The organism is Butyrivibrio sp. LC3010, assembly GCF_000424385.1.
Taxonomy (GTDB): domain Bacteria; phylum Bacillota; class Clostridia; order Lachnospirales; family Lachnospiraceae; genus Butyrivibrio.
This window is the reverse complement of sequence record NZ_AUJU01000021.1, coordinates 57,338-74,960: the sequence shown is the minus strand read 5'-3', so window position 1 is coordinate 74,960 and position 17,623 is coordinate 57,338. Positions and strand designations below refer to the sequence as shown.

Below are 17,623 nucleotides of genomic sequence, written 5' to 3'. Positions count from 1 at the left end.
CTTTTTTAGATTATATTCGTTGACTTATGTGGCGTCTAATATGTAATTTGTTATGTGCCATATAACATCATTGCTATATAGGAAGAGTGTTTATGGAATTACTTCAATTGAGATATTTTTGCGAAATTGCAAAGGAAGAAAATATATCTATAGCCAGTAAAGTTCTGCATGTAGCGCAGCCTTCACTTAGCAGGTCACTTGCCTGCCTTGAGGAAGAGTTGGGGACTAAGCTGTTCGAGCGCGAAGGCAGGAAGCTTAGATTGAATCATAACGGAGAACTCTATTACAAGAACATCAGAAGTGCTCTTGGAATCATTGATAATGCAAAAAATGAGCTCTTAGACAACTGCACCTCACCCTCCGGTCATCTTACGCTCGTCATTTTAGCCGGTTCAAATATCGTGCCTGAACTTTTGGTGGAATTCCATAAACTTTACCCACATATATCTCTCAATCTGAAACAGCAGGCAACCCATAATATTCAACAGGCAGGGGATTTTGACTTTGTTATATCAGCCACCCCAGGTAATTATAAGGGGCTCACAAACATTACCTTACTTGAAGAGGATATTGTAATAGCAGCAAACAAAAATCATCCTCTGTCTATCTGCGCAGAAATAAGCCATAGTGAATACAATAAAGACTGCTCTCCTTCAGCTTACAAAAAGAGTGAATTAACAGATGCAAATAATGATTGCTCCCTTCCCGCTTACAGGGAGATAGATCTCATTGATGCAAAGTCCTATCAGTTTGTAACCTATTCAAAGGGGCCAAGTATTCGCGAACTTACGGACCACCTGTGTAAAATGGCGGGATTTAAGCCTGATATCATATTGGAAAGTGACAGTCCCGGCACATTTAAAAGTTTTGTGCAATCACAGATGGGAATTGCCCTGCTTCCCTACCAGACTCATAAATCCTTTTTCACGCCTATGATCACACCGATTTTCATTAAGTCACCAGTGTGTAAAAGGACTATATTTCTGTCCTATCCCGAAGGGCAGTATCTTAGTAATGTTTCAAAACTTTTTATGGAATTTTGTGTGGATTTTTTCTCAAAGATCAACATCAGCTTCAACTGATTTATGTTTTCTGTGCTATTGGCAAAAAAACTAGTGTGTTGTCTTGCTCATCTTTAATCAAATCATTTACAAATAATTTGGTCAATTATGAGTGAGACAACACACCAGGTCCGATCAGATGCTTATATCAGTCTTAATGGATTATTATATAGTTTCTACTACCTCTCCTAGTGAAAGCACCGCATTTCTGACACAATCCGGGCACTCACAGATTACTTTACCATTAAACATACTTTAGAATGTCCTTAAAGCTCTCTAAATGATATGTGGCCTTTCCATAGCTTTCTGCGCTCCCGATACCGGCGCTGTAAAAGCCGCCCGATACCGCAGCATCTATGCCGGCTTCAGCATCTTCTATAACAAGGCAGTCCTTCGGCTCTTCTGCAAGGAACTGGGCAGCTTTTAAGAACACTTCCGGATCGGGTTTGGATCTTGTGATATTGGTGCCATCACTTATGGCGTCAAAGAAACCTTCCAGCCCGATCTGTTTTAATATGAACTTGGTATTTTTGCTCGAAGATCCGATGGCAAGCTTAAGTCCCCTGTTTCTAAGCTCCTTTAACGTCTCTCTGACCTCCTCCGAGAGGTCTTTTTCAGACATATTTTCAAGACTCTTTCTGTAGATGTCGTTCTTTTTTCCGGCGAACTTTTCCTTTTCATCCTTTGAGAACTCAGGTCCTGAATATTTCTCCAGTATGATCTCAAGAGAATCCATTCTGCTGACGCCCCTTAGCCTCTCATTGATAGTCCTGTCAAAGGGAATATTCAGCTCATCTGCCAGCTCCTTCCAGGCAAGATAATGGTATTCATCGGTAAAACAGATAACTCCGTCCAGATCAAAAATTATGGCCTTATATTTCATATCAGATGTAATCCTTTCCGCACAGGGGATCAATGGGACTTACTCCCATAAACTCAGATCTGCCCATAATTTTCTCTACAGTTGCATCGACAAAATCCGCACCTGCGCTGTAGGAATTAATATAAGTCCCGATCATGGGAGCATCAAACAGATGATATGGATACGAAGTCGATATCATCATCATAGGTATTTCTGATGCATGCCAGGGCGCATCATCTCCAAGCCCAAACACTACGTTCCAGTTGAGTCGCAAAGTAGTGTTATTTGAAGCATTTTCCATATTGCAGACATATAGATACAGATCAAAGGATTCCTTCATCTCAGCAACACTTCTGTACATCTCATGTAAAAGAGCCTTCTTCTCATCAGGCAGTGATGCCGGATCCATAAAATCAGCCGGGACAATTTTAACACGTCTGTCCCTTACCGTAACTTCAAACCCTTCTGCTTCCAGCTTATCCTTCCACATCTTTACAAATGCGCTCTCCGGGTCCATTTCCTTGTCGATCACATTTAGGTATATCCTCCGGTATTTCTTCGGACTTAACGGCAAAAGAGCTTTCTCGTCCCTCACAAGAGTGACAGCCTTATCAGCCACCTCTTTTGCCCACATTCTGTGTTTGCTGCAGCCAACAACTGATAACTCTTCTTCCATAGGGACAAGACTTCCGTTTTTTTGTTTCTCATGAAGCCCCAGGGATGCCTTTGTTGCAAGGATTCTCAGCACTGCCTCATCAAGTCTTTTTACGGACAACAAACCACTGCCAATACCCTCAAGCATGAAACCGTAATCTTCTTCAAGGCTCTTGTTGAACAAAATCATGTCGCAGCCGTTTTCTATGGCAGTCGGTATGGCAATATTTCTGGGCATTGCACTGGTAAATCCTACCATGGGAGTGGCATCTGTGGTTATAAGGCCATTAAAGCCAAGACGTTTTCTGAGAAGACCTCCAAGAAGTTCCTTAGAAAGAGATGCCGGCATCAACATGCTTCTTCTGTCAGCATTATTGTTAATCTCTTTTACATAAGCCGGCTGGGCAATATGGCCCACCATTACAGTCTTTGCTCCCTTGTCTATAAGACTTTTATAGATATATCCAAAGCTGTCATCCCACTCTTTTACAGACAAAGAATTGACACTGGTAAGGATATGCTGATCTCTTTCATCTATTCCATCTCCGGGGAAATGTTTTATTGACACGGCAACATTATTTTCATCTGCACCATCCATATAGCGTGAAGCGAAGGAAACTATCTTCTCCGGGTCATCGCCAAAGGTCCTGACGTTTGTTATCGGATTATGAAAGTCTCTGTTGATATCCACGATAGGAGCAAAAGACCAGTTTAGTCCCAGTGCTGCCCCTTCCCTGCATGCAACATACCCCATCCTGTAGCCGTTTTCAGGATCCGCAGTTGCTGCAACTGCCATTGGCTTGCCAAAAGATGTCCCCTCTACCGCCAGTCCATCTCCACCACTCTCCGTATTAGCGGCTAATAAAAGCGGAATTTTGGCCATTGACTGTATTTTTCTGTGAGTATCCTGAATCTCTTTTGCTCTCCCACTTCTGTACATCATCCCGCCAACGCCAATTCCACTGACGATTCCGCGAAGAACTTCATCTTCACTGCTAAATCCCATAGGACAAAAAACCTGTCCGCATTTTTCCTCAAGGCTCATGTCCTCAAAGGTCTCTTTTACCCAATTTATGGCACTCTCGTCAAGAAAAAACGGATTTCCGGTATAATCGATTTCATAATTATCAAATGTCATATCAAACTCTCTTCCTCCAAAGTATTAAGCAAAGTATTTCCTGAGAAAATACGCCGGGCCACAGCTCCAGGCATGACAATAACTGTTTACAATGGTTCCTCCGTAAGGTGACTCGTCCGGATTTTCTGGATTATACAGCTCCCAAAAGGTGTCTGCACCGTTTTTGATCATTCCGCCCCAGTACTGTCTCATAAGATTGTGAGCGTCTTCTTTCCTGCCAAGCTTAATAAGTGCATCTATATAGTTGTGATACATATAAGGAGTAACCATTTTAACAGCACCGTCGCAGCCATTTAGTCTTTCCAAAAGCCTGAGTGCAGCACTACCTTCAACGGCATTTCCAAGTATCATCCATATCTGAGATGCAAAGGAGATCTGTCTGTCTTTCCCGCTTACGTACATGCCCATTTTTTCATCATATAAAAAAGTATTGGCTGCATCCTTTACTTTGTTGTAAAGATCAGCATACTCTTCCTCTGAGAGCACATCTCCGACCTGCTCGGCAAGCTCAATTGCTGCCTCCAGCGCGTACAGGAATATCCCCTGCGCACTTGCCTGTTTATTCAGCTCCAGATTCCAGTCCACAAAGCACCAGCCAAGAACGTCAAGGTCCTTTACTACATAGTGTTGGTCAAGGCCCTCTCTGGCAAGACTGATCTGTCTGCGGCATACCTGCCACAGATCCTCCAGCGCCTCCTGGTCACCTGTCTTTCTGTAATAATCCCTGAGAATGACCACAAAAAACAGAGAATAGTCAAACATACAGGTGTCGTCTACTTCAGGCTCAGGCTCCAAAAATACGCAGGCTCCGACTCTTCCATTCTCCTGAGTAAGCGCACCGAACAGGTATAGGCAGGATTTGACCATATCATTCATTCTGTAGGTTTCATAATTGGCCAGAGCCTGTATCCTAAGATCTCCTATCCACAGCCTTCTGTCTCTTTTAGGTCCATCCTCAAACACTGTCTGCATGCAATCTTTGAGAGTTTTTACAGCCACCTTGTCCATCTCTCTGTCCAAGGGATCTGCCGCCTCATAGGGTAAAAGATCCGTATCTCTGGCAGAAGTGACGGCCTTGGCCCAAGCTTCGGAAATCTGAAGGTCAAATCTTGAACTGATATCCATAACCTCAATCCTTACAAATCTGAATGAATATCGTCTGTCAAAGTCCAGCCTTCCGGGGACCACATCCACCTTTACCAGCTCTTCCTGGATCCATGATGCGCTTACCCAGCCACTGTATTCTGATGCTTCCTCAAACAGCTCTACTTCTCTTTCGGCAAAGCGTACTCTTAAGAGCACAGGAGCATCTGCATGAGCTCCTATGTTCTTAAAATCAAGAGAAAGATATCCAACCAGATGTCCGCCAAAGTCAAGGATGACCTCATCACCTTTTTTTAGTGACATAGTCCTGAAATCCCGGAGACTTTTTTTCTTTATTCCCTTGCCGTCCCTTGTAATACTTACTGTTTCGGCTACAGCAATCTCTTTTTCATTTAACCTTGGGAAAAGAGCCGTTGCTTTTTTCAATAATCTTAAGTCTTTCATGCTTTCAATAATCTCTTTATCAAATCATTGTTGTTCAGGTAAATAAGGAAAACAACCAGCAATACTGCATTTATAATTGACTGCATCGTTGCATTCACTGAGTTTGAGAATACAGCAAAAGTAGAATTTAAAAGTGACATGCAAACAGCCGCCAGGAGAAAGCCAATCTTCTCGTTTGTGAATCTGCCGATATATCCTGCGATAAACATAGGGAGAAATGCTGTAAACATGATGGCTATACTGCCAAAATTGAGCTGTCCTCCATTTATTGTCGTATTTCTGGCCGCATTAAGTGTTCCCACTATACCCATCAGGCCTCCACTGATCCCATAACAGATCAGAGTGTTTTTTACCTCATTGATACCTGTAGCCACAGCCACCTTCTGTCCCGACTTAAGTGCGTTGTAGTCATATCCAAAGGCCGTTTTATCAAAAGTAATTATCATAAATGCAAGGGCTGCCGCTATTATCAATGCTGCATAGACCCAGGTTCCTGTAAGAGCGGACATTGAAGGATTTTGAACTTCACTCATAACATATTTGCCACCGGTTATTGTGTACATAATTCCCTCATACACTAGCGTTACTCCCAGTGAGACTATGATGGGAGGCAGTCTTAATGTGCAATATGTAAGACCCGATATTAGTCCAAGTATCACTCCTGCAACAAGGGATATACAAAGCATCAGCGGTGCAGAGCCATTTCCCCCGGAGAGAATCCCATAGGTTATTTTTGCCCCTATGATAGATGACAGACTGGCCATTGATCCCAGGGAGAAATCAAATCTTCCGCTGTTCAGATTTATGGAAAGAGCCATGGTTGTGATCATCACAATAGCTGTATAAACTATGAAATTGTCAAAGCTTTTCATATTTGAAATCACACTCTGTCCATTTAACAGGCAAAGAGTCTGCAAAACCACAAGGGTTACAACCGGCATGGCCAGTGCGTTTACGATTCTCTTCGGGGTACTCATAGCTAATCTCCTTATTACTCTGTATTACTTACTCTCTACAAGGCTCTTTACATCCTGATAGGTGACCTGACTTCCGATAATGCTATCAAGTGTCTCTTTGCTGTAGATGGGTGAATCACCGTTGTCATTGACAAAATACTCATCGAAGGTAGCCTTGTCTGTTGCTACCAGATAGCCCTGATTGAGCGATACAACATTTCCCTCATCATTTCTGATAAGATTTCCGTCAATCGCATTTGAAACCAGCGCAAATACAGGTCCGATAGATGATGAATACTTACCTGCAAGATATTTAAGACTTCCACTCTCCATTGACTGACTGTTCATGGCAGTAAAGGAATCAATATCGGCAAAAGGTATATTTTCCTGTGAAAGTGTCTGTGCAAAGAATGTAGTTGCCATTCCAACTGAAAGGAATGCCTCGGGAGCCTTCTGAATAGCTGCACCAAGCTCATCTGTTGTTGTGTCGCCATATCCCTGGAGGTATGCAACAAGTTCAACATCGCCGGAAACCTTTGAAAGATCAATTCCCTGATCCTGGAAAATCTGTCCCACGATCGCTCCCATGTCATTTGCTCCGCCGTAGGTACAACCAAGTCCCGAAAGAATACCGGCTGCTCTGAAAACGTGCATAGGATTTGGAATGAAAGCGCCATAGAGAGCCACCTTCTTTACTCCCTGATTTTTAAAATACTCGCCCATAGCTTTTCCTGCCTCAAATTCAGTGGCATTTGAAGGTCCGATCTGGCAAACGAAGTGCTCATAACCTTTGTATTCTTCATACTGCTCGTCATCAAGAACTCCTGAAGCTATTGCATAGTAAATGCCATACTGCTCGCAGGTCTCAATCTGCTGTGCTCTGTCGCTGCTGGATAAAGAGATAACTGCGTCATATCCCTTTGATGCAAATTTTTCAATAGCGGCCTTCTCGTCTTCAGCGCTTGCCAGCGCATCAGTGTAATCAAAGGTAACATCATAGTTTTCCTGAATATACTTCTCATAGTAATTTCTAAATCCCAGGGCTTCCTCACCGCTGACATCTGCTACAAGCACTCCGATTTTCTTGGCTTTGCCGGAAGGCTGAGTAGTTGTTTCAGCTTCCTGTGCCGGTGCTGCGTTATCAGCACTGCCCTGTGCAGCAGGTGCCGAATTTCCGCATCCTGCCATCACCGTCATGGCCCCGGCCATGATAAGTCCGATCACTTTTGTAAGTTTTTTGTTCATAATATTTTCCTCCTTTATCTTGGTAACAGTGCTGTCCTGTAATTCATGCTGGTTACATAAACCACCGCCAGGAAAAAGACTGCACTGATCACCTGTGTGATGCCGTATGCTGCGCTGCTGTCTATGACTATCTCAAGAATGTCATTCAGCAAAATATATGAGAAGCCACCGATCAATGCCGCGTAAATCTTACTTCTTGCACCTCCTGAGATTGGCATTCCTCCGAAAACGATCGCAATAAAGATATTCATTCCTATACTTGATGCTGTTGTAGTAGTAACCGATGGGGTATAGCAAAGTGTCAAAAATGCTCCGAGGCCGATTCCAATTCCCGCCATCACAAAGGCCAGGATCGTATATTTACTTGCCTTTATTCCTGTAAGCTCTGCACAAATTGGATTTCCGCCCACAAATTTCATCCTTCTTCCGGCCTTCGTAAACTGGAATACAAAGAAGCATATGGCAAAAAAGGCTATTAAAAGCATTGCCTTAAAACCTATGTTGTCAAAGGGCTTTACAACTTCGCTGGGAATACTTATTCCGCCAAGAGCTCCTCCATAACTTGTGATGATCTGTGCCGAGAGAGCTGAAAGAACCGACATCATGGCAACAGTTGTCACGAAGGGAGGTATATGAAAAACCGAGGCTAAAACCGAATTCAGCAGTGAAGCTGTGATACCCACTGCGAATATCGCGACGATCATCAAAATAAGGCTCTGAGTCTTGTTATAGGTCATGACCCCCATAGTGGCTGCAAAGAGCGTTGATGCTCCAAGGCTTATATCAAAGGTGCCAAGGGTATAAATGAAGATCGCCCCAGTAGCAACCACCGCAAGAACAAGAGCCTCATTAAATACTATTTTCAGGTACATATCCAGCTTGTAACCATTTATGCTTACCACCACCAGAAATGCTGCAAACAAAACCAGTAAAGCGGCAATGGGAAGTAAGGATATGATTTTTTGTTTTATGTTGGTTTTTCTTTTATCTGTCATCTCTTTTACCTTCCTCAGATCATGTAGCTTATAATGTCTCCCTCGCTGAGGGTACTGCTTCTCTTAAACTCTCTTGTGATCTCTCCGTCCTTCATAATGAGTACTCTGTCACTCATACCTATCAGCTCCGGCAGCTCCTCACTTATCATAAGTATTGCCTTGCCTTCATTTTTGAGCTTTACCATGAGCTGATACATCGCCTGCTTGACTCCGATATCCACGCCTCTTGTGGGGCAATCCAGGATCAGTATCTCGCTTCCGCAGCCTATCCATTTACCAAAGACAACCTTCTGCTTATTGCCACCCGAAAGCTGACCTACTGCCTGATCCATATCTGAACATTTGATCTTAAGTTCATCCACCTGTTTTTTTACATATTTTTTCTCACCGGATGAAGTAACAAGGTTTATCTTGTTTTTAAAGATATTCATTCCGGCGATAGCAATGTTGTCTTTTATACTGGCATCGAGACAAAGCGATTTCTGATCTCTGTCTTTCGACACATATCCGATCTTTTGCCCTATTGCATTGTGAGGGCTGAGTATCTCTTTTCCACTACCGCAGATAACATGCCCCGAATCAAGCTTTAGCGCTCCGAAAAGGGCTTCACCCAGATCATGCATTCCGCTGCTCGCAAGGCCACCGACTCCCACAATCTCTCCGCGGTGGAGCTCCAGAGAAACGTCCTTTAAATTATCTTTGTAGTTCAGGCTTTGAGCGCTGAGTACCACTTCATCAAGAGATGTACACTCCGTATCCGCCCTGTAATAATCACCTTTAAGCTCTCTTCCTATCATGCTGCTGCGGATGGCATCTGCATCAAATTCCTCTTTTTCAAAAGTCCTTATGATGTTTCCATCCCTGAGTACCGTCAACGTGTCACAGACTTCCATGATTTCGTCCAGATCATGAGATATAAAGATCACTGACTTTCCGTCATCCCTCATTTTTCTGAGCAGACTGTACATGATCTGCCTTCCATCGTGGGACAACGCAGTTGATGTCTCATCGATGATCAGAATATCCGGGTTTTTCATGATAACTTTGGCTATTTCAACCAGCTTTCTGTCCTGAAAGTCCAGCCTTCCCATCGCATCTCTTCCGCTGATGCCTGCTATCCCAACGCTTTTAAGAGCCTCATCTGCTTTTATTTCCAGTTTGTTCTTGTCCACAAGGCCAAATTTGTTTTTAAAGCTCCCAAGTTCGGCAAGGAACATGTTTTCAGCCACCGATATTCCTCCAATGGTTCCGCTTTCCTGGACAACCATTCCAATGCCCTTGTTCAGTGCATCTATCATACTGGCCGGTTCCCATCTGTTTCCCTTAAAAAACATCTCTCCTTCATTTGCTTTCTGCATTCCGGCAGCTATTGAGGAAATAGTGGATTTTCCTGATCCGTTCTCACCGATCAGGCCTCTGATCTCGCCGGGATAAACTTCAAGGTCAACCTCGTTAAGAGCCACGACGCTTCCGAATCGTTTGCTGATATTCTTCATTTCTAGAACTGGTTTATTCATAACTGCCCATTCCTTTCTGTAACGGCGCTCTTTATGATGCAATTATATGTTTAAAAAGCACTGAACATAATTCACAAAATCGCTCAATATTATTGATGTTTTATGATTTAAATATAATAATTTTTATATAAATCTTTGATTTTTTGACATCTACTTGCCGAGCAGATATAGTAGATTTAATAGGAGCCCTCAAAATAAGGAGATAAAATGGACGCTAATGCATTAAAGCAGCATATATACGATGTTACAGAGGTGGAAGCATTTTATAGAGAGTACTACCTCGCAGGGAAGAACCCGGATTCGCTTAGAGAATTTCTTAAGAATCTTGACATGGAAATGGTGCTGAGTAAGCACCTTCTGATCAAAGAAAAAAAAGAAACAATCCCCGATGTTTATGAGGATTATTTCTTTTTTGATCTGTCTGACAATGACAGTATTATTGTTCAAAAGCACGAAAGATACAGCCCGGATATTGAGCATAGCCATACCTTTTTTGAAATCTCATATATTTACGATGGCAGATGCACCCAGACTATATCGGGCAATACCATTGAGATGAGAACAGGAGATTTCTGCGTGATTCCACCGGGAATCAGGCATTCTTTTGCGGTATTTGACGACACTATCGCCATAAATATAATGCTGCGCCGTGATACACTTCACACTATGTTCTACTCCTTTCTCAACACCCGTAACATCCTCTCATCCTTCTTTCTGAACAACATTTATGCCAAAAAGGCGAACGATTATATAATGTTCAGGACCGGCCAGGACGCGGTCATTTCCGAGTCCTTCATATGGATGTTAACAGAGAGTCGCAACAAGGAAGAGTACCACTACCAGGCCATAACAAACACCCTACTCCTCGACTTCTATATGATAATTAGACGGTACTCCGAATCTGTTCAGATGCCCCTGTTTGACTCCAGAGTAGATGTCCAGCGCTATGCTCTTATCCAGTATATTCAGGAAAACTACAAAGACGTTACCTTGTCGGATCTGTCAAATAAGTTCCACTATTCCAATGAATATACATCAAGACTGATAAAAGAGCTCACAGGCATGAATTACACAGATATCCTGCGAACTGTCCGAATCGAAAGATCGCAGGATCTTCTTGCCAATTCCACCATGACGGTGCAGACCATAGCAGAAGCTGTTGGGTACGATACCACAGAGCATTATATAAGGCAATTTAAAAAGCACACAGGCATGACGCCCTCTGCATATCGCAAACAGTCCACATCAAACAGAACCAGGTAAAAGAGCTCTCATACCCCTGTCAGATATCATCCGCGATATCGATATTCTCGCCTGTAATTCCTACCCACGCGCCGTCCTTAATCTTACCATCATGATCAAATGTTATGTAATGCTTATCAAATAGAGCATACTCTTACAGAAATGGGGTCGCGATTACTTTTACAAACTTTTGCGCCGCCATTTGTTTGTTGTGCTCAGATATAAGCAAAAACAACAGTTTTTACTTATTATACCCCATCTAAAAAAACCTAAAAAGGCGAAAAATAAGGTTTATAGTCGTAACTACTTTTACTGACTTGCAATTACTTTTTCACTCAAAGTACTCTCATGAATTTTATTCTCTATCTATATGATTGTGAAACTTCTAAAAAATCCTTCTCCCCATCGATGTATTCTTTATAAGCCGTTTCCGGATCTTTTCCATGAAACACCTTGCACAACCCGCACATATCGCAGTCAGCTATGCATGGAAATCGTTCCTTAATATATTGCCTGCGTTCTTCACTTGTTGATAATGCTATCTCCGGTGCAGTTGCCATAATATCAATCTCCTTAATATATCTGCCTGTCCTTGTCTCAATTCTTTATGTAAAGTCCACTGACCACTTTATCATTTCATTCATCCCGGAAGCGCATCCTTCATCTAACATAATTGCATCTTCTCTCTGTTATTAGTAATGTACTCTCACAACTTTTGCTCCAAATGGGAAAAGAGCTACTCTGGCAATCTTAAAGAACTGCTTTCCAAAAGGTATTCCTATAATGGTGATACAGAAAATACATCCAATAACTGCGTTTCCAATCGCAAGCTCAATTCCCGAAAAGCATATCCAAAGTATGTTAAGAAGCAACGATATCGCTCCGCCTTCATCCACAATCTCTTTTCCAAAAGGATTAAGTGATACTGAAGATAGCTTAAAGCACTGAAGTCCCACAGGGATTCCAACAACTGTGCAGCACCAGAGAACTCCTACAATCCACCATCCCAGGGCACTAAGCAGTCCTCCGCATAAAATCCAAATAATGTTTCCTAAAAATCTCATAATCCACCCTCACATTCTTTTCATTTTTACTTTAATAGAATTTTACTAAGTAAATTCCTCTTTGTACCGTAACACATTTTTCTAAATACGAAAATCATTTCTCAACTGTAAATATTATTTTTTTTAATAAACCAACTACTAGCCACATCTTCACCCCCTCCCAGGTAAGGCGTTTGAGTTTACCATTCTTTGTTTCGATTTCCGTGGTCATATCAGGTATAAACGCTAATCCCAGAAGAACAATTCAGGCAAGTAATAAAGCCGATTTTTTTGATGAGGGTATCCTCGGAGCAAAGGACAGACTGGAAGTAAAAGTGGAAGAAATAGAGAATGTCTTGAAAAAAGACGGCATTAGTTACTATGTTCCGCAAGTCGCCCAGAAAAACAACGGACGTTTCAGAGCTGAGTTTTCATTTAAAGATGCTGCAGCAGCTGCAGGCATTGGATGGTTTGGAAAAAATGATGTCATAATAACAGAAAAATACGGACCAAGAGTAAGATTATCTGCAATTCTTATAGATCATGATTTTGACTATGGAAAAGCATATGAAAAATGTATGTGTCCGAACGATTGCAATAAGTGTGTCGGGGCATGCGCATTATGTCTGGCCGTCTGTCCTTACGGGGATTGCACTGAAACGTAACAGCTATCTTATATATGGTGCAGTTCCAGTTCTGCTTTGGTATCCTTCAACGCTTTTATAGTACTCTCATTCCTCGATGGGAATTCGAACATCTTATAAAGGTAACCCTGCTCCTCTGCTAACTCCCAGCTCTTCGGATATACCAGTTCAAAAGCAAGAGCTATATGTCCAATAAGATGCTCTGCAGGTGAATCCATTACATCACGTTTTACTGCCTGATGCTCTCTTACCTGATCCATGACTTTTTCAGAAACACCTGATGATAACATCTCCTCTTTAGAAACATTGTATATCTCTTCCATGGGTGTCTCTACATTTACTCTTAAGATATCAACCTTATCCGCATCCCGGAGGATGTTGCAGAAAGTAAGAGTCTTCCCGGTAACTGACTCATTTATCCTATATTTATTATGCTCTCTGATGACTGTTTCCATCATTTCATCGAAAGACCTGTCATCACAAAAATTCTTGATGAGATGGTCTGTTCCAAATAGAAGATCTGCTCCAAACTCTGCATGGTCTACTGATTCTGAATCTATGAAAGTGTTATACCTTTTTACTTGTTCAAATCTTCCTATATCATGAAGCATTCCTGAAAGCCAGGCAAACTCTACATCTTCATCAGATAACCCTAATGATCTGGCAATCTCTTCACAGTTTTCTGCAACACGATATGTATGAACTATCTTTAAAGCAATCTTAGGATCCTCGGGATCATAATTCCTTGTATAGGAAGCAAACTGCTCCCTGACTTTTCTTCTGTCTATCAGCATAAATCTTTTTCTTTCTTCGTCATTATCATTTGTCAATGCATAAAAATATTATACCAGCCAGGAATGCAACTTTGAATTCTACTGATGATATTGGGATAAGGTTTTCGCATTTCAAGTTACTGTTCACACCTTACGGTGCTCACAGCAACTGGATTTGCCCATTCCAGTTGCCTTCGGCAAAGGGGCAAATCCTATATTCAAGACATAGAACATTCTCACGCTCAGCGCAGCAAGTGCGCAGAGCTGACTGAACAGTAACCTTTTCAATCTTCTATAACATTACCATTTCTGGAAATCGTAACTACCCGCCATGGAATGAACTTACCACTGCTTTTTAGTGCATTTTCAGCAGCTCTCTGAAGACCACCACAGCATGGCACTTCCATCCTTACAATTGTAACATCCCTTATATCATTATTACTGATAATTTCTGTAAGTTTCTCAGTATAGTCACCCTCATCAAGCTTGGGACATCCAATCATTGTAACTCTTCCCTTCATGAAATCCTCATGCATATTCGCATAAGCATAGGCCGTGCAGTCAGCTGCTATCAGAAGCTTCGCTCCGTTATAAAACTCACCTTTTGTTGGCAAAAGCTTTATCTGACATGGCCACTGCATAAGCCTTGATGGATGATTAGTCATTGTAGCTGCCGGGGTTCCTGACATATCTGCAGCTGGTTTCTGCACAAACAATTTAAACTGTGATCCGGGACAACCATGACCAGGCTGATGTTGCATTCCATTATCACAGCTGTCATGATGATTGGCTTTTTCCTGATTTGATTCTTTTGCAGCCTTAACAGCAGCTTCATCATATTCAGGTGCTTCCCTTTCCTCAAATGTTATCGCTCCTGTAGGGCATCCGGGGAGACAGTCACCAAAGCCGTCGCAGAAGTTCTCTCTGACAAGCTTTGCCTTTCCGTTTACCATCTCTATGGCGCCTTCATGACATGCATTTGCACACAATCCGCATCCGTTGCACTTATCCTCATCTATCCTGATTATCTTACGTACCATATTAAACTGACCTCCTACTTGTTTTATGATGTCAGTTTAATATGGATTTTTACATAAGTATGTTGTTATAACCACATTTTGATAATCTACATAATAGACTTTATACTCGCCTTAATATCTATTCTTTCTTCAGTGGTACCCAGATATATAATTCCCCAAGCGTCGAACATGTATCAATACATACTCCAACATATATTTTCCCTGATTTTGAACGAACAGCTGCTGATACCTCTCCTGCTTCATAACAGTTAGCTGTTTCACCGACTCTTTCTATATGTCTCAATTTCTTCCGCTATTGTGTTATAATCCCTCTCAAACAATTCCTCATACGCCTGCTTCCACAGTATATCCTCAGGAACCTTTTCGAGAAGCTTCTCCTGCACAAAAAGCTTGCTCTTTTCCTTGTACTTGGGAAGATTATTTTTTTCCAGAAGATGATTAAGTTCAGTACGCCAAAGTATGGTGATCTTTCTTTTTTCTTTTACTCTCGAATTGGCATCGGCATGTCGCATTATATAAAAATCCGGTGCACCGTTTTCATCAGCTTCAACAGTAATTATGCCCCACCATTCAGGAACATGCTCTTTCACATGAGCAGCATGTGATGAACCTACCACAATGATGTTGCGGTCATAATACCAGTTGTAGTTCTTTACCTGTTTTTCAAGCCTGACATAAGTATCTGCATCGCTTTTGATTTCTATGCCATACAGAAAATCCGGTGTAATCATGACAACATCTGCCCTGGCGCTGCCAGTCCTTTTCTCCTCAAGGATTCTCACTTTCCCAAATGTATCCTCAAGAAAATCAAACAGTGGCTCTCGAATATCCTTGTCATAAAAAATATCCTTACTCATCTATAATCTTTAAATTCCTTTTCTTCCATCTATACCAATAATTATATGAAAAATAGTCTTCTCGTTTTTCCCTTAATAGATTTTTTGTGAGTATTCGCTGTATGTTTGATAGCACCCATAGGTTGCACCTAAACACCATATGTGATAACTCCCAATACCGCAGAAATCATTATGAGCAATATCGGAGACAACTTTTTGCCAAATACTTTCCTTGGAGCAAAGTAAGCAATAGCCAAAACACAGCCCATAAACGCAGGACGATAATCTTTTGTATTATGGAGCAATGGAAAGACTGTGTTTTTTATCATCATCATAAACCCGGTAGCGAGAATTATTCCAATAATGCATGGTTGCAATCCACGGAGAATAGCCTGCACATACTTGTTTCCCTGTAAGTTTTTCAACATGACCATTATAAGAAGTATGATAATAAATGCTGGCAGTATCACGGCAAACGTGGCTATTATCCCTCCGAGTAGTCCTGCCTTACTGCTTCCGACATATGTGGCAAGATTAACCATTATTGGTCCAGGAGTACTCTCACCTATAGCTATCATATCAGTCAGTGTATCTTCACCGATCCAACCATAAGAAGTAACCACATCACGGATAAGTGGTATCGCAGCATATGCTCCACCAAAAGAAAATAATCCCACAGTCAGAAATCCAACAAAAAGCTCAAGGTATATCATTTAAGATCACCCCCGTTTCCGGATCGTGCTTCTTGAACCCCCAAAACCAGGAGGCTTATTATTGCAGCAATAAGCATAAGCAGGATTGAAGAAAAATTCCACGCGAAAATGTTGATCAGCATCATGGCAGTAAAAGAACAGCACACGACAGCCATCTGAAACACTTTCTTTTTCATCTTCTTTATCATATTAAGGCCTGCATCAAGAATCAACAGTCCCACTGCAACCCGGATTCCCTTAAAGGCATTTACTACCCATGTAATCTCCAGAAAATTGTTAAGAAATATAGAAATCAGATAGATTATGATAAAAGACGGAAACACAACGCCCAAAGTAGCTGCAATTGCTCCCCTAATACCTTTTTTCTTATAACCCACATAAGTCGCACAGTTAATAGCAATCGGTCCCGGTGTTGATTCTGCAATCACTGCTACATTCATCATCTCATCATGTGTTATCCATTTTTTCTTCGCTACGCATATATTTATAATAATAGAGATCATGGCATATCCACCTCCAAAGGTGAAAAGCCCGATCTTTGCAAAAGTCAGAAATAACTCTACCATTGTATCCTACCGTCTAACTATTAGTTTTATCAGTGAACAATACTATTAGTACATCGTTAGCAAAATAACTGGTCTAATTCGATCCGGTTATTTAAGAAACAATGTACTGTACTAATCATCACTTAGCAACCTCTTTAAAAGCTGCTTCTTATATCCAACATAATAAAAATTCCTGGCGGAGCGCCTTTCTCTGCTTTAAATATGCAGATGAAACAACCTTCACCTACACTCTCCAACAAAAATATATTTTACTATAACAGAAAAAGAGCCATTTAACAGTAATTTGCTCTGTCAAATGGCAATTTTTCTAACATATTAAACTCATTTTGATAGCCCGTTCTTGTAACAATGCTGCTCAGCCATCTATGTGAATATTTACAAAGCAGTTTGTGCATTCTACATCATCCTGCATAACATCTACTGTTGTATTTTCATGACAATGAGGGCAGTTTATCTCCATCATCTGAGTCTTTGCTGCTTCTACTTTCAGCATTCCATTTAATGAAGCTACTGCAATGACTGCTACAAGTGTAAATACCATTGTTAGTCTTTTTACAAATACCATACCCTTCATCATTACATACCTCTCTCAAAATCTGTTTTTCTTTATTACCGTGCTTCAGTTGTAATATTAGCAACTCTTCTATCCCAGTTTTATCACTCATTGTCCACCACTATCCATTTATGTGGTTTGTTACTGATCCTTGTAAAAATATGATATTTATTTTTTACGTTATTGTGTATATCCAAGAACGCAAAATAACTATTTTTAATCCTCTATAATAGATAA

The 17,623-nt window shown here is 41.4% G+C and carries 18 protein-coding genes; 3 read left to right on the top strand and 15 right to left on the bottom strand.

Annotated features, from left to right (window positions below; all coding sequences use genetic code 11):
* Nucleotides 1-92: 92 nt before the first annotated feature.
* Nucleotides 93-1,082 (top strand): LysR family transcriptional regulator, encoded by a 990-nt coding sequence (locus G622_RS0113380; protein WP_026511130.1) that lies wholly within the window; start codon nucleotides 93-95, stop codon nucleotides 1,080-1,082.
* A 223-nt stretch (nucleotides 1,083-1,305) separates the two neighbouring features.
* Here G622_RS0113380 and pgmB read toward each other — a convergent pair whose 3' ends face one another.
* Genes pgmB through G622_RS0113345 form a run of 7 tightly spaced genes read right to left on the bottom strand, consistent with a single transcriptional unit; the run spans nucleotide 1,306 to nucleotide 9,976 of the window.
* Complete coding sequence (gene pgmB, locus G622_RS0113375; RefSeq protein WP_026511129.1) at nucleotides 1,306-1,944, bottom strand: beta-phosphoglucomutase; 639 nt, start codon at nucleotides 1,942-1,944, stop codon at nucleotides 1,306-1,308.
* A 1-nt stretch (nucleotide 1,945) separates the two neighbouring features.
* Entirely contained in the window at nucleotides 1,946-3,715 is a 1,770-nt protein-coding gene (locus tag G622_RS0113370; protein ID WP_044957681.1) for a glycoside hydrolase family 3 protein, read from the bottom strand.
* A gap of 24 nt (nucleotides 3,716-3,739) precedes the next feature.
* Nucleotides 3,740-5,263 (bottom strand): alpha-L-rhamnosidase-related protein, encoded by a 1,524-nt coding sequence (locus tag G622_RS26560; protein WP_044957680.1) that lies wholly within the window; start codon nucleotides 5,261-5,263, stop codon nucleotides 3,740-3,742.
* The gene (locus G622_RS0113360; RefSeq protein WP_026511126.1) at nucleotides 5,260-6,240 is read right to left on the bottom strand and encodes an ABC transporter permease; all 981 of its coding nucleotides are present in this window, start codon (nucleotides 6,238-6,240) and stop codon (nucleotides 5,260-5,262) included. Before G622_RS0113360 ends, G622_RS26560 begins: the two co-directional genes overlap by 4 nt.
* Before the next feature lie 24 nt (nucleotides 6,241-6,264).
* Nucleotides 6,265-7,464 (bottom strand): substrate-binding domain-containing protein, encoded by a 1,200-nt coding sequence (locus G622_RS0113355; protein ID WP_026511125.1) that lies wholly within the window; start codon nucleotides 7,462-7,464, stop codon nucleotides 6,265-6,267.
* Nucleotides 7,465-7,478: 14 nt separating this feature from the next.
* Nucleotides 7,479-8,459 carry an ABC transporter permease gene (locus G622_RS0113350; RefSeq protein ID WP_026511124.1) on the bottom strand — a complete coding sequence of 327 codons (981 nt, stop codon included), beginning with the start codon at nucleotides 8,457-8,459 and terminating at the stop codon, nucleotides 7,479-7,481.
* A gap of 14 nt (nucleotides 8,460-8,473) precedes the next feature.
* Nucleotides 8,474-9,976 carry a sugar ABC transporter ATP-binding protein gene (locus G622_RS0113345; protein ID WP_026511123.1) on the bottom strand — a complete coding sequence of 501 codons (1,503 nt, stop codon included), beginning with the start codon at nucleotides 9,974-9,976 and terminating at the stop codon, nucleotides 8,474-8,476.
* A gap of 207 nt (nucleotides 9,977-10,183) precedes the next feature.
* Between G622_RS0113345 and G622_RS0113340 the strand changes: the two genes are divergently transcribed.
* The gene (locus tag G622_RS0113340) at nucleotides 10,184-11,239 is read left to right on the top strand and encodes an AraC family transcriptional regulator (RefSeq protein WP_026511122.1); all 1,056 of its coding nucleotides are present in this window, start codon (nucleotides 10,184-10,186) and stop codon (nucleotides 11,237-11,239) included.
* 341 nt (nucleotides 11,240-11,580) lie between these two features.
* Here G622_RS0113340 and G622_RS0113335 read toward each other — a convergent pair whose 3' ends face one another.
* A complete protein-coding gene (locus tag G622_RS0113335) occupies nucleotides 11,581-11,778 on the bottom strand; it encodes a hypothetical protein (protein ID WP_026511121.1) in 198 nt (65 codons plus the stop codon).
* Nucleotides 11,779-11,910: 132 nt separating this feature from the next.
* Nucleotides 11,911-12,282: a YccF domain-containing protein gene (locus G622_RS0113330; RefSeq protein WP_026511120.1), complete on the bottom strand. Its 372-nt coding sequence runs from the start codon at nucleotides 12,280-12,282 to the stop codon at nucleotides 11,911-11,913.
* A gap of 173 nt (nucleotides 12,283-12,455) precedes the next feature.
* Between G622_RS0113330 and G622_RS22935 the strand changes: the two genes are divergently transcribed.
* Complete coding sequence (locus G622_RS22935) at nucleotides 12,456-12,926, top strand: hypothetical protein (protein ID WP_155831490.1); 471 nt, start codon at nucleotides 12,456-12,458, stop codon at nucleotides 12,924-12,926.
* Between the two features lie 8 nt (nucleotides 12,927-12,934).
* On the opposite strand, the gene G622_RS0113320 is transcribed toward G622_RS22935, so the two are convergent.
* The 6 genes from G622_RS0113320 to G622_RS0113295 form a co-directional block, all read right to left on the bottom strand.
* Nucleotides 12,935-13,699 carry an HD domain-containing protein gene (locus G622_RS0113320; RefSeq protein ID WP_026511119.1) on the bottom strand — a complete coding sequence of 255 codons (765 nt, stop codon included), beginning with the start codon at nucleotides 13,697-13,699 and terminating at the stop codon, nucleotides 12,935-12,937.
* A 263-nt stretch (nucleotides 13,700-13,962) separates the two neighbouring features.
* The gene (locus tag G622_RS0113315; protein WP_026511118.1) at nucleotides 13,963-14,718 is read right to left on the bottom strand and encodes an ATP-binding protein; all 756 of its coding nucleotides are present in this window, start codon (nucleotides 14,716-14,718) and stop codon (nucleotides 13,963-13,965) included.
* Between the two features lie 257 nt (nucleotides 14,719-14,975).
* Nucleotides 14,976-15,563 carry a sce7726 family protein gene (locus G622_RS0113310; RefSeq protein WP_026511117.1) on the bottom strand — a complete coding sequence of 196 codons (588 nt, stop codon included), beginning with the start codon at nucleotides 15,561-15,563 and terminating at the stop codon, nucleotides 14,976-14,978.
* Nucleotides 15,564-15,703: 140 nt separating this feature from the next.
* On the bottom strand, nucleotides 15,704-16,267 hold the full coding sequence (locus G622_RS0113305; RefSeq protein WP_026511116.1) for a chromate transporter: 564 nt from the start codon (nucleotides 16,265-16,267) through the stop codon (nucleotides 15,704-15,706).
* Entirely contained in the window at nucleotides 16,264-16,833 is a 570-nt protein-coding gene (locus G622_RS0113300) for a chromate transporter (RefSeq protein ID WP_026511115.1), read from the bottom strand. Before G622_RS0113300 ends, G622_RS0113305 begins: the two co-directional genes overlap by 4 nt.
* A 355-nt stretch (nucleotides 16,834-17,188) precedes the next feature.
* Entirely contained in the window at nucleotides 17,189-17,410 is a 222-nt protein-coding gene (locus tag G622_RS0113295) for a hypothetical protein (RefSeq protein WP_026511114.1), read from the bottom strand.
* Nucleotides 17,411-17,623: the final 213 nt, after the last annotated feature.